A 12,502-nucleotide genomic window follows, 5' to 3' on the forward strand; every position below is an offset into this window, starting at 1 on the left:
AAAGAAATGCAAAGTTTTAGAACAGAAATAGAAAATCCAGTAGTAGAAAAAGATATTATCGATTTAGCGAATAAAATCGAGCTATTTCACAATGGAAAAATAGACGAAGAAAAGTTTAGAAGCCTTCGTTTGGCACGTGGTGTTTACGGTCAGCGTCAAGAAGGTGTTCAAATGATTCGTATAAAATTACCTTTCGGAAAAGTAAAGAGTAATCAATTACGTAGAATTTCTGATGTGTCTGATGAATATTCTCGAGGCCGATTGCATATTACAACACGTCAGGATATTCAAATTCATTATGTGGATTTAAACAGAACCCCTGAACTTTGGGCAGAATTGGAGAAAGATGATGTGACGTTGAGAGAAGCTTGTGGCAACACGGTTAGAAATATTACGGCTTCTGAAACAGCTGGTATTGATATCAATGAGCCTTTTGATGTATCACCGTATGCAGATGCGATGTTTCGTTTCTTTTTGAGAAATCCTATTTGTCAAGAAATGGGACGAAAATTCAAAGTGTCTTTTTCGTCTTCAGATGAAGATACAGGATTGTCGTACATGCATGATTTAGGTTTTATAGCTAAAATAGATAGTGGGGTTCGTGGATTTAAAGTCATGATTGGTGGTGGGTTAGGCTCCCAGCCTCGTGAAGCTGATGTGCTTTATGAGTTTTTACCATCTGATAAAATCATTCCGACTATGGAAGGTGTTTTAAGAATTTTTGATCGTTATGGCGAACGTAAAAGTCGTGCCAAAGCACGTATGAAATTCTTAATTAAAGACATCGGTTTGGATGCTTTTAAAGAATTGGTGGAAACGGAGCAAAAAGCGATTGAGTTTAAAACGGTTGCTATTAATGCTGATGCTTATGAAGTTTCAAAACCAGTGTCCGTTGAAATTCCTAAAGTAGATATTAAAGACCAAAAAGCATTCGATTTGTGGAAATCAACAAACTTGATTCCGCAAAAACAAGCAGGCTATCTCGCTATTGGAATTAAAGTGTTATTAGGAGACTTTTATACAGATAAAGCACGTTTATTAGCCGATTTAGTTGAGAAATATGCTGCAGGAGAAATACGCTTATCATTACGTCAAAATATCGTAATTCCATTTGTTAAAGAAGACTTAGTACCTTTCTTCTACAATGAATTGGAGAAATTGGGATTTGTAGAAGCTGGTTATAATAAAGCAGTCGATATTACGGCTTGTCCGGGGACAGATACTTGTAATTTAGGTATTGCGAGTAGTACTGGAATCGCTGATGAGTTGGAGCGTGTTATAAAAACTGAATATCCACACTATTTAACGAAAGACGATTTAGTCATCAAAATTAGTGGTTGTATGAATGCTTGCGGGCAACATAATATGGCGAATATTGGTTTTCAAGGGATGTCCGTTCGTACACCAGATAAATTAGTGGCACCTGCTTTGCAAGTGTTGTTAGGTGGAAGTAATTTAAAAAATGGAAAAGGCGCTTTTGCCGATAAGGTTGTGAAAGTACCCAGTAAAAGAGGACCAGAAGCGTTGCGAAGAATTTTAAATGATTTTGAAGCGAATGCTAACGGAAAAACATTTTATGAGTATTACCAAGTAACTGGTGAGCGCTATTTTTATGATTTGTTGAATGACCTTCAAGATGTAACCAATTTAACCCAAGACGATTTTATTGACTGGGGAACCAATGAAGAATATGTTAAAGAAATTGGTATTGGTGAGTGTGCTGGAGTGGTAATTGATTTAATTGCAACGTTATTTTATGAAAGTGAAGAAAAAATAGCAAATGCCAAAGAATCATTCCATAACAAAGTGTATTCAAATGCTATTTACCATGCCTATAGTTCGATGGTTAATTCTGCAAAAGCATTATTGCTTGCTGAAAATAAAAGCACCAATACACATGCGGGTATTATCCGTCAGTTTGATGAACTGTTTGTTGAAAGCGAAAAAATAGATTTAGGAGTTTCTTTTTCGGAATTGATCTATCAAATAAATAACAATGCTCCATCACAAGATTTTGCTGCAAAATATATTGAGAATGCTAATCAGTTTTTAGAAAAAGTAAGAGTCTTTAGAGAGGAAGAAAATAACATTGAAAAGAAAGCTGTCTAAGCTATGGGTATAAATACTCCAAAATTAACGGTAGTAGGTGCAGGGCCAGGTGATGTGGATTTAATTACGATTAAAGCCATTAAAGCGATAGCATCTGCCGATGTCATATTATATGACGCACTCATTAATGAGGAGTTGTTAAAATATGCTTCTGAGCGTACAGAAATTATTTTTGTTGGAAAACGAAAAGGCTGTTATGCCTTTCAACAAGAACAAATCAATGAACTTATTGTTGCTAAAGCTAAAGAAAAAGGACATGTCGTGCGCTTAAAAGGTGGTGACCCTTTTATATTTGGTAGGGGTGCCGAGGAAATAGATTATGTACAAGCTTTTGGTTTAGAAACCTATATGGTACCTGGCATCTCATCTGCAATTGCTGTGCCAGCATATCAAGGAATTCCCTTAACAAAAAGAAACGCTGCCGAAAGTTTTTGGGTGATAACAGGAACGACTAAAAAACATCAATTGTCATCAGATGTTCATCTGGCAGCAAAGTCAACAGCTACGGTTGTTATATTGATGGGAATGGGGAAATTGGATGAAATTGTAGAAGTTTTTTCAGCAGAAAACAAGCAAGATATATCGGTTGCCATTATTCAAGAAGGCACAACGGAAAATGAAAAAATAGGAATTGGAACCATTGCGACCATTCAAAAAGTGGTTGAGGAGAAACAATTAACATCTCCCGCAATTATTGTGATTGGTGAAGTTGTGAAAGAACGTATGGAGCTGTCATCCTTGGTAGAGAATTTAAATAAAAATTTATTTTAGCATCGATGGAAGAAAGAAATAATTTATATCCTATTTTCTTAAAAATGAACCATCTAAAGGTGCTTATAGTTGGTGGTGGCAATGTGGCTGAAGAAAAACTGACTTTCATTTTAAAATCCAGTCCTGATGCTTCTGTAACAATAGTGTCACCAATGTTTAGGGAAGGTACTGTATCTTTGTCTAAACAAGGTGATGTTAAGTTAATAAAGAGTAGGTATAGTAAACGTTTTTTAAAAGGAAAACACATTGTGATAGTTACTACAGATGTCCCTGCTATCAATGTGAAAGTTTATAAACATTGTAGAAGACGCAGTATTTTAGTAAATGTAGCCGATAATCCCCCGTATTGCGATTTTTATATGGGAGGTATTGTCACAAAAGGGCATGTAAAAGTAGCTATTTCAACTAATGGACAGTCACCTACCATAGCCAAACGTTTACGTCAGTTTTTCGAGGATGTCATTCCAGAAAATGTGGACGATTTGGTTAAAAATTTGAATGAATATAGAAAAACAATAAAAGGTGACTTTGAACAAAAAGTGGAAACACTAAACGAATTTACCAAAGGATTAATTGAAAAAAAAGAGTAAAAGAGTCATAACATGATTAAAACAGATATACTAATTATCGGGGCAGGTCCAACAGGATTATTCGCTGTTTTTGAAGCAGGATTATTAAAATTAAAATGTCATTTAATTGATGCGTTGCCACAACCAGGTGGACAATGCTCAGAAATATATCCAAAGAAACCTATTTATGATATTCCTGGATTTCCAGAAATATTAGCGGGAGATTTAACCAGAAACTTATTAGAACAAGGTAAACAATTTGAGCCTGGTTTTACATTAGGGGAGCGTGCAGAAACGATTGAAAAACAAGATGACGGTTCGTTTATTGTAACAACTAATAAAGGCACTAAACATCAAGCTCCAGTAGTTGCTATTGCTGGCGGATTAGGTTCTTTCGAACCAAGAAAACCAGCGATTGATGGTATCGAGAATTATGAAGATAAAGGTGTAGAATACTTTATAAAAGATCCAGAAATTTATAGAAATAAACGCGTAGTTATTTCCGGGGGTGGTGACTCTGCTTTAGATTGGAGTATATTTTTAGCTGATGTGGCTTCAGAAGTCACATTAATTCATAGAAGAAATGAATTTAGAGGAGCTTTAGATTCTGTTGAAAAAGTAGGCGAATTAAGAGCTTTAGGAAAAATCAATTTAATTACCCCATCAGAAGTAACTGGTTTGATTGGTAAAGATAAATTGGAAGCCGTTGTTGTCACTACAGAAGGGGATGAGACTATATTGGAAACAGATCATTTTATTCCTTTATTCGGATTATCTCCCAAATTAGGACCTATAGCTGATTGGGGACTCGAAATTGAAAAGAATGCCATTAAAGTAGATAACTCATTAAATTATCAAACAAACATTCCTGGGATTTTTGCAATTGGTGATGTGAACATATATCCAGAAAAATTGAAGTTAATATTATGTGGATTCCATGAAGCTACTTTAATGTGTCAAGCAGCTTACAGAATTATCAATCCAGGCAAAAGGTATGTTTTAAAATACACAACGGTTAGCGGTATTGATGGTTTTGATGGTACTAGAAAAGAAGCACCGAAAGCTGTTGTACAATCCATTCAATAAAAAAGATTTTATCTAAATCTATTATTGTTGTAAATTTCAAGATTGAATAACGACAATCATTTAGATAATTAAAAGTATTTGATATGGATCCATGTAAAGAATTGAATGACAAATTGATTCAAAAAAAATATAATGTTCGTTTAAAAGATGTTGTTAAAACATTTACCAAGCGATTGTTTTATTACATTTTTGATGAACATGACAATGAGCTTCAGTCTTTAAAGAAAACCTTTTTAGAAATTGCCGATAATTTAAACATTGAAAATAGCGATGCCGTTTGGGGTGAGTTTAAAGGCAATTTTCAGTCTATTAGAGTAAAATTAGATATGGATGCAGTTGCTGTTATGAACTTTGACCCGGCAACAAAAAGCCTAGAGGAGGTGTATATGGCATGTCCGGGCTTTTATGCGATTTCTATCTACCGCTTAAGTCATCAATTGTATGTGCAAAAAGTGCCTATTCTCCCAAGAATGATGAGTGAATATGTACATGGTATTACAGGTATTGATATTCACCCAGGCGCGACTATTGGTGAATCATTTTTTGTTGACCACGGAACAGGAATTGTTATTGGAGAAACCTCCATCATCAAAAATAACGTAAAGATTTTTCAAGGGGTTACTTTGGGAGGGGTACAAGTTAAAAAGAGCATGGAATCTACAAAGCGTCACCCAACGATTGAGGATAACGTGATTATTTATGCCAATGCGACTATTTTAGGTGGCGATATTGTTATAGGAGCAAACAGTACTATTGGAGCGAACGTTTGGATAACTGAATCGGTTCCAGAAAATTCATTAGTTACGTATCAAACCGAAATAAAAATCAGACCCAAAAAAAATGGCATCCGTTAAAGGAATTTTAAATCAGATAGGAAATACACCACTAGTTGAGGCAAGTCATTTAATTTCAAAAAAAAGGGTTAAACTTTATTTGAAATTAGAAGGCGATAACCCAGGAGGCAGCGTTAAAGACCGTGCTGCTTTTAATATGATTAGTGAGGCCTTAAAACGTGGTGATCTTAAGAAGGGGGATTATTTAGTGGAGGCAACCAGTGGTAATACAGGTATTGCTTTAGCATTTATAGCCAATTTGTTGGGTTTGAATATGGTTTTAATAATGCCCGAAAACTCTACAGAAGAACGTGTTAAAACCATGCGAGCTTATGGTGCTGAGGTCATTTTAACGCCTGCTGATGTTGGTATAGAAGGTTCAAGAGATTTAGCGTTTCAATTAAGAGATGAAAAAGGGTATACCCTTTTAAATCAGTTTGAGAATGATGATAATTGGAAAGCGCATTACAAAACCACAGGGCCTGAAATTTGGAGAGATACAGACGGTGAAGTGACTCACTTTGTGTCTGCTATGGGAACTACGGGAACCATAATGGGAGTTTCAACATTTTTAAAAGAAAAAAATAAACATATTACTATAGTAGGTGCGCAACCGGCAGATGGTGCAAAAATTCCAGGAATAAGAAAATGGTCGCCAGATTATGTGCCAAAGTTTTTCGATCGTTCTAAAGTGGATATTGTGGTTGATGTTAATGAAGAAAACGCTAAAACTACGACACAAAGATTAGCTAAGGAAGAAGGTGTTTTTGCAGGAATGAGTAGTGGGGGGGCGGTTTATTGTGCCTTGCAAATTGCAGAAACCCTAGATGAGGGTGTTATTGTTGCCATTATTTGTGATAGAGGAGATAGATATTTGTCTTCAACTTTGTTTGAATAATAACAATGAATTTTCATCAAAATAATGTGAAATCGCCCATTGAAAAGAAGTTTCTTTAAGCAAATAAAAACAAAGGCGATTGCATATGACCAAAAAATAATCAATTTTGCTTATGAATTTAAAAAAATGTGAGGTATTTTTGCCCGCTAGTTCATAAACGTATTAATTGTGTTATCAAGAAAGGTAGAGGGAATAGACCCGTTGAAGCCTTGGCAACCCTTTATCTTTTAAAGAAGGTGCTACGTTCTACTGTTAGTCCTGAATTTTTTTCAGGAGCTATACAGAAAGATAACGAAAAGTGTTTTTTTACTTTTCTTGATGACATGCAGATATAAATTATCAAAGATGTCAAACATACAACAAGCTTTACAGCAACGTATTTTAGTGCTAGATGGTGCCATGGGAACCATGCTTCAGCAATATAAATTTACTGAAGACGATTTTAGAGGCGAACGCTTTAAGGACTATCCAACACCTTTACAGGGGAATAACGATTTATTGTCCATCACCCAACCTGAGGCTATTAAAACCATTCATGCCAAATATTTTGAAGCCGGAGCAGATATTGTTGAAACCAATACATTTTCGGGAACAACCATTGCTATGGCCGATTATCAAATGGAAGATTTGGTGTATGAACTCAATTACCAATCCGCTAAAATAGCAAAAGAAGTGGCGAATGAATTTACATCCAAAGAACCAAATAAACCTCGTTTTGTTGCGGGATCTATTGGGCCTACTAACCGTACGGCTAGTATGTCGCCAGACGTCAATGACCCCGGTTATAGAGCTGTGACGTTTGATGAATTGCGAATCGCATACAAACAGCAAGTGGAAGCGTTAATGGACGGAGGAGTTGATTTGCTTTTGGTTGAAACGGTGTTTGACACTTTGAATGCAAAAGCCGCATTGTTTGCCATAGAGCAAGTAAAGGAAGAACGGAATATTGATATTCCAATCATGTTAAGTGGAACGATTACCGATGCCTCAGGTAGAACCTTGTCTGGTCAAACAGCTGAAGCTTTTTTAATTTCAGTATCTCATATTCCATTATTATCCATTGGATTTAATTGTGCTTTAGGGGCAAATTTATTGCAACCCCATTTAGAAGCTATCGCCAATAAAACAGATTTTGCTATTTCAGCCCATCCCAATGCTGGTTTGCCAAATGCATTTGGCGAATACGATGAATCCCCAGAAGAAATGGGAGAACAAATTGAAGAATATTTAAAAAAGAATTTAATTAATATTATTGGAGGGTGTTGTGGAACAACGCCAGAGCATATAAAAGTGATTGCCAATATTGCCGCAAAGTATAAACCAAGAGAATTTGTTATTTCTGCGAAGGCAGTAATCTAATAAAAGAAGTAAAATGATTCTAGAAGTTGCTGTATTAAATATTAAAAAAGGATTTTCAAAAGACTTTGAAAATAGCTTTGAGGAAGCACAAAAAATCATTTCATCAATGAAAGGCTATGTATCTCATGAATTGAAGAAATCAATAGAACATGAAGATAAATATATATTATTAGTGAATTGGGAATCTATTGAAGACCATGAAATAGGATTTAGAAAGTCAGAAGAATATCAACAATGGAAAACATTATTGCATCATTTTTATGAACCCTTTCCCATCGTAGAGCATTATAGGTAGATGATAGTTTATGGTTTTTGGTTGATAGTTTTTAGGATTGAATAGATAATTTAAAAATGAATTATACAGAATTAGATGTTTGGATATGTTCTAGAAAATTGGTTAGGTTGATTTATAAATTAACAAAATCATATCCTCAAGAAGAGCTGTATGGTTTAATAAACCAAATAAGGCGAAGTGCTGTTTCTATACCATCCAACATTGCTGAAGGAGTGGGTAGACAATCAAATAAAGAAACTATTCATTTCCTTTTCATGGCTAAAGGTTCACTTAATGAAGTGGAAACCCAATTGTATTTGTCTTTTGATTTAGGATACATTTCAGAACAAGAACTAAAAGATATATTAGGAAAAGTGATTTCAAACAAAAAACTGTTATACGGTTTTATTAATTATTATAAAAAATTATGATTACTGAAACCAACAACCAACAATCAACAACCAACAACCAAAGAAAATACATGCGTTTGTCGGGATTAGAACCATTAATCCTGAATGAAAACAGTAATTTTATAAACGTTGGAGAACGTACGAACGTGGCTGGTTCACGTATGTTTTTGCGATTGATTAAAGAAGAAAAATTTGATGAAGCTTTAGCTGTCGCTCGTCATCAAGTGGATGGTGGAGCGCAAATAATTGACATTAATATGGACGACGGACTTATAGACGGCAAAGAGTCTATGGTGCGTTTTTTAAACTTAATTGCCTCCGAACCAGATATTTCTAGAGTTCCTATTATGATTGATAGTTCGAAGTGGGAGATCATTGAAGCTGGTTTACAAGTAGTACAAGGTAAATGCGTGGTGAATTCCATTTCACTAAAAGAAGGAGAAGAGAAATTTATTTGGGAAGCTAAACAAATAAAAAGGTATGGTGCAGCTGTCGTTGTCATGGCGTTTGATGAAGTGGGACAAGCCGATAATTACGAACGAAGATTAGAAATTAGTAAACGCTCGTATGATATTTTAGTCAACCAAGTAGGCTTTCCTTCCGAAGACATCATTTTTGATTTAAACATATTTCCTGTAGCAACGGGTATGGAAGAACACCGTAGAAATGCTATTGATTTTATTGAAGCCACCCGTTGGGTGCGTGAAAATTTACCAAACGTCAGCGTGAGTGGAGGTGTGAGCAATGTATCCTTTTCTTTTAGAGGCAATGATGGGGTTCGCGAAGCCATGCACTCTGTGTTTTTATATTATGCCATTCAAGCGGGCATGAATATGGGTATTGTAAATCCAGCACTTTTAGAAGTCTATGATAACATCCCAAAAGATTTATTAGATCGTGTTGAAGATGTTATTTTAGATAGAAGAGACGATGCTACCGAACGTTTATTGGACTTTGCAGAAACTGTAAAAGGCTCAAAAAAAGAAGTTGGTGTCGATTTATCATGGCGTGAAAATCCCGTTCAGGAAAGAATCACACATGCGCTTGTAAAAGGTATCGATGCGTTTATTATTGAAGATGTGGAGACTGCCAGATTGCAAGCAGAAAAGCCTATTGATGTAATTGAAGGCCATTTAATGATAGGGATGAACGTTGTGGGCGACTTGTTTGGCGCAGGAAAAATGTTCTTGCCGCAAGTGGTAAAATCAGCTCGAGTTATGAAAAAAGCAGTAGCTTATTTAAATCCGTTTATAGAAGCTGAAAAAGGGGATCTTCAAGAACCTGTTGGTAAAATATTAATGGCCACTGTAAAAGGGGATGTGCATGATATTGGTAAAAATATTGTAAGTGTTGTTTTAGCTTGTAATAATTATGAAATAGTCGATTTGGGGGTCATGGTACCACCAGAAAAGATTATTGAAACCGCCATACGAGAACGTGTTGATGCCATCGGTTTATCTGGTTTAATTACCCCATCACTTGATGAAATGGTGTATTTAGCTAAAGAAATGCAACGTAATAATTTAGAAATTCCGTTGTTAATTGGAGGTGCTACAACATCAAAAGCACACACGGCCGTTAAGATTGACACGCAATATAAAAATGCTGTAATTCACGTGAATGATGCATCTAGAGCAGTTACCGTTGTAGGCGATTTATTGAACAAAAAGACGGTGAATGAATATGTTCTTAATTTAAAGAAGGATTATGACGAATTTCGTACTAAGTTTTTAAAGCGAGGAAAGGAAAAATCATATATATCCATTATTGAGGCTCGTAAAAGAAAGTTCAAAATTGATTGGAATACTACTGAAATTGTAAAGCCTAAAGAACTAGGCATACAGATGTTGAAACAGTTAAGTCTAAAAGAGTTGGTGCCTTTTATAGATTGGAGTCCGTTTTTTAGAAGTTGGGATTTACATGGGAAATATCCAGATATTTTGACAGATGAGGTTATTGGTGAACAAGCGACCATCATGTTTAATGAAGCTCAAAAAATGATCGAAGATATCATTGCAAAACAGTTATTAAAACCAAGAGCTGTTTTCGGATTGTTTGAAGCTAATACCATCAATCAAGATGATATTTCTATTCAGAAGAAAGGAAAAGAAATCGCTGTTTTTAGAACCTTACGTCAGCAATTAAGCAAACGTGAAGGGATTCCAAATATAGCGTTAGCAGATTTTATTGCGCCAAAGGAAACAGGAAAAACTGATTATATGGGTGCTTTTGCTGTAGCTATTTTTGGAGCGCAAGAATTAGCCGATAGTTACAGAAAAAAAGAGGATGACTATAACGCCATTATGGCGCAAGCTATTGCCGATCGTTTTGCTGAAGCCTTAGCGGAGTATTTGCATAAGCAAGTAAGAATGAAACATTGGGGCTATGCTGAAAATGAAGATTTAACTAACGATGATTTAATTAAGGAAAGTTATAAAGGCATTCGTCCAGCTCCTGGCTATCCAGCATGTCCAGATCATTTGGAAAAAGAAACGATTTGGGAATTATTAGACGTTGAAAAAATTATAGGTGTCATATTGACCGAAGGTTTAGCGATGTGGCCAGCAGCTGCGGTTTCAGGGTATTATTTTGCAAATCCAGAAGCTAAGTATTTTGGTTTAGGAAAAATTACCGATGACCAAGTAACGGATTATGCTGTTAGAAAAGGCATCACAAAAGAAAAGGCAAGAAAGTGGTTGCATCCAACCATTGCAGATGAATAATAAGTCCACCTAACCTCTAAAAAGGGAAGGGGTAAGGTGTGATTCTCTTCTTTTAGATGGGACAGGGCAGGGAAAAATATATATAAAATGAAAGATAAATTTATAGAATTAACATTGGGCAGTTACATCATTTCCCATGGATATAATTCCAAAAATAAAGAGATGATGGAGCCTATTCCTTCTGACAATTTTTCAAAAAAAATCATACCTATTTCCAGAATAAAGTCGGTTAGTGAGAAATATATTTTAACCGATTATGTAGATGGACGATGGATTTATTGGGAATACCAAGAAGATTATGAAACCATTAAAAAGTTATTGCTTTAATTTGCGTAAGGGATTGAAGTGTCATCCTTTTTATGTGTCAGTTCGAGTGAATTTGTGAAGAATGAACAAATTTGTATCGAGAACAAACATAAAAAGATATAGAGAAAAGCCCGACCCTTGTGGTAACACCCAGAAATAATAAATAAAAGATACTGAAATAAATTCAGCATAGATGAAAGTAACAGATCACATAAAAAAAGCCAACGGAAAGACATTATTTTCTTTTGAAGTGATTCCACCTCAAAAAGGAAAAAATATTCAAGAATTGTATGATAATATAGATCCGTTAATGGAGTTTAAACCGCCGTTTATTGATGTCACCACTTCTAGGGAAGAATATGTTTATATTGATAAAGGTAACGGGCTTTTGGATAAACGCATGACACGTATGCGGCCAGGAACGGTTGGTATTTGTGCCTCTATTATGTATAAATATGGTGTGGATGCCATTCCGCATTTACTTTGTGGTGGCTTTACCAAAGAAGAAACCGAGTATGTTTTGGTGGATTGTCATTATTTAGGCTTGGATAATGTGATGGCTTTGCGAGGTGATTCTATGAAAGATGAAGCTTATTTTAAACCTGTTCAAGGAGGGAATGCCTATGCTAGTGAATTGGTGGAGCAAATAGCTAATTTGAACAAGGGTAAATATTTACATGATGATGTTATAGTAGAGCATAATTCCGATTTTTGTATTGGGGTAGCTGGATATCCAGAAAAACATATGGAAGCACCATCTATGGTAACAGATTTAAAACGGCTAAAGGCCAAAGTAGATGCAGGAGCAGATTATGTGGTAACGCAAATGTTCTTTGATAACAATAAGTTTTTTGAGTTTGTAGAGAAAGCCAGGGTTGCGGGTATTATAGTGCCTATTATTCCAGGTATTAAACCAATAGCTGTAAAACGACATTTGCAATTATTGCCACAAGTTTTTAAAATAGATTTGCCACAAGAACTTATTGATGCTGTTGAGGGTTGTAAAGATAATAATGCGGTTAGGCAAGTGGGCATTGAGTTTGCTATACAACAATCTAAAGAGTTGAGAGACTTTGGTGTACCCGTATTACATTATTATTCTATGGGTAAAAGTGATAATATAAAAGCTATAGCGTCTGCGTTGTTTTAATAGAAAACTTGCTG

Annotated in this window: 12 protein-coding genes and 1 riboswitch; all 12 genes read left to right on the top strand. The window is 35.4% G+C overall.

The window, feature by feature from the left end; all coding sequences use genetic code 11:
• The first annotated feature begins 6 nt into the window (after window positions 1–6).
• Window positions 7–2,109, top strand: coding sequence for a ferredoxin-like domain-containing protein (locus DKT72_RS07595; protein ID WP_111308137.1), 2,103 nt, complete (start codon window positions 7–9; stop codon window positions 2,107–2,109).
• A gap of 3 nt (window positions 2,110–2,112) precedes the next feature.
• Window positions 2,113–2,880 carry a uroporphyrinogen-III C-methyltransferase gene (gene cobA / locus DKT72_RS07600; protein WP_111308138.1) on the top strand — a complete coding sequence of 256 codons (768 nt, stop codon included), beginning with the start codon at window positions 2,113–2,115 and terminating at the stop codon, window positions 2,878–2,880.
• Window positions 2,881–2,885: 5 nt separating this feature from the next.
• The gene (locus tag DKT72_RS07605) at window positions 2,886–3,470 is read left to right on the top strand and encodes a precorrin-2 dehydrogenase/sirohydrochlorin ferrochelatase family protein (RefSeq protein WP_111308139.1); all 585 of its coding nucleotides are present in this window, start codon (window positions 2,886–2,888) and stop codon (window positions 3,468–3,470) included.
• 12 nt (window positions 3,471–3,482) lie between these two features.
• Complete coding sequence (locus tag DKT72_RS07610) at window positions 3,483–4,535, top strand: NAD(P)/FAD-dependent oxidoreductase (RefSeq protein ID WP_111308140.1); 1,053 nt, start codon at window positions 3,483–3,485, stop codon at window positions 4,533–4,535.
• Window positions 4,536–4,618: 83 nt separating this feature from the next.
• A complete protein-coding gene (gene epsC / locus DKT72_RS07615) occupies window positions 4,619–5,389 on the top strand; it encodes a serine O-acetyltransferase EpsC (RefSeq protein WP_111308141.1) in 771 nt (256 codons plus the stop codon).
• Entirely contained in the window at window positions 5,376–6,266 is an 891-nt protein-coding gene (gene cysM, locus DKT72_RS07620; RefSeq protein ID WP_111308142.1) for a cysteine synthase CysM, read from the top strand. The genes epsC and cysM overlap by 14 nt, the downstream gene beginning before the upstream one ends.
• Before the next feature lie 168 nt (window positions 6,267–6,434).
• A riboswitch (SAM riboswitch) is annotated at window positions 6,435–6,561 on the top strand.
• A 50-nt stretch (window positions 6,562–6,611) separates the two neighbouring features.
• Window positions 6,612–7,625 (top strand): homocysteine S-methyltransferase family protein, encoded by a 1,014-nt coding sequence (locus tag DKT72_RS07625; protein ID WP_111308143.1) that lies wholly within the window; start codon window positions 6,612–6,614, stop codon window positions 7,623–7,625.
• Between the two features lie 13 nt (window positions 7,626–7,638).
• Window positions 7,639–7,920 carry an antibiotic biosynthesis monooxygenase family protein gene (locus tag DKT72_RS07630; protein WP_111308144.1) on the top strand — a complete coding sequence of 94 codons (282 nt, stop codon included), beginning with the start codon at window positions 7,639–7,641 and terminating at the stop codon, window positions 7,918–7,920.
• A 56-nt stretch (window positions 7,921–7,976) separates the two neighbouring features.
• On the top strand, window positions 7,977–8,330 hold the full coding sequence (locus DKT72_RS07635) for a four helix bundle protein (RefSeq protein WP_111308145.1): 354 nt from the start codon (window positions 7,977–7,979) through the stop codon (window positions 8,328–8,330).
• Complete coding sequence (metH, locus tag DKT72_RS07640; RefSeq protein ID WP_111308146.1) at window positions 8,327–11,032, top strand: methionine synthase; 2,706 nt, start codon at window positions 8,327–8,329, stop codon at window positions 11,030–11,032. Before DKT72_RS07635 ends, metH begins: the two co-directional genes overlap by 4 nt.
• An 87-nt stretch (window positions 11,033–11,119) precedes the next feature.
• Window positions 11,120–11,359 carry a hypothetical protein gene (locus DKT72_RS07645; protein ID WP_111308147.1) on the top strand — a complete coding sequence of 80 codons (240 nt, stop codon included), beginning with the start codon at window positions 11,120–11,122 and terminating at the stop codon, window positions 11,357–11,359.
• 172 nt (window positions 11,360–11,531) lie between these two features.
• Window positions 11,532–12,488 carry a methylenetetrahydrofolate reductase [NAD(P)H] gene (metF, locus tag DKT72_RS07650; protein ID WP_111308148.1) on the top strand — a complete coding sequence of 319 codons (957 nt, stop codon included), beginning with the start codon at window positions 11,532–11,534 and terminating at the stop codon, window positions 12,486–12,488.
• Window positions 12,489–12,502 lie beyond the last annotated feature (14 nt).

This window comes from Confluentibacter sediminis, from assembly GCF_003258355.1.
GTDB lineage: Bacteria > Bacteroidota > Bacteroidia > Flavobacteriales > Flavobacteriaceae > Confluentibacter > Confluentibacter sediminis.

Excerpts from the sequence above, each read along its gene's own strand:
- DKT72_RS07635 (WP_111308145.1), top strand. The coding sequence starts at position 7,977 with ATGAATTATACAGAATTAGATGTTTGGATATGTTCTAGAAAATTGGTT.
- epsC (WP_111308141.1), top strand. The coding sequence starts at position 4,619 with ATGGATCCATGTAAAGAATTGAATGACAAATTGATTCAAAAAAAATAT.
- DKT72_RS07630 (WP_111308144.1), top strand. The coding sequence starts at position 7,639 with ATGATTCTAGAAGTTGCTGTATTAAATATTAAAAAAGGATTTTCAAAA.
- DKT72_RS07645 (WP_111308147.1), top strand. The coding sequence starts at position 11,120 with ATGAAAGATAAATTTATAGAATTAACATTGGGCAGTTACATCATTTCC.
- metH (WP_111308146.1), top strand. The coding sequence starts at position 8,327 with ATGATTACTGAAACCAACAACCAACAATCAACAACCAACAACCAAAGA.
- cobA (WP_111308138.1), top strand. The coding sequence starts at position 2,113 with ATGGGTATAAATACTCCAAAATTAACGGTAGTAGGTGCAGGGCCAGGT.
- metF (WP_111308148.1), top strand. The coding sequence starts at position 11,532 with ATGAAAGTAACAGATCACATAAAAAAAGCCAACGGAAAGACATTATTT.
- DKT72_RS07595 (WP_111308137.1), top strand. The coding sequence starts at position 7 with ATGCAAAGTTTTAGAACAGAAATAGAAAATCCAGTAGTAGAAAAAGAT.
- DKT72_RS07610 (WP_111308140.1), top strand. The coding sequence starts at position 3,483 with ATGATTAAAACAGATATACTAATTATCGGGGCAGGTCCAACAGGATTA.
- DKT72_RS07605 (WP_111308139.1), top strand. The coding sequence starts at position 2,886 with ATGGAAGAAAGAAATAATTTATATCCTATTTTCTTAAAAATGAACCAT.
- cysM (WP_111308142.1), top strand. The coding sequence starts at position 5,376 with ATGGCATCCGTTAAAGGAATTTTAAATCAGATAGGAAATACACCACTA.
- DKT72_RS07625 (WP_111308143.1), top strand. The coding sequence starts at position 6,612 with ATGTCAAACATACAACAAGCTTTACAGCAACGTATTTTAGTGCTAGAT.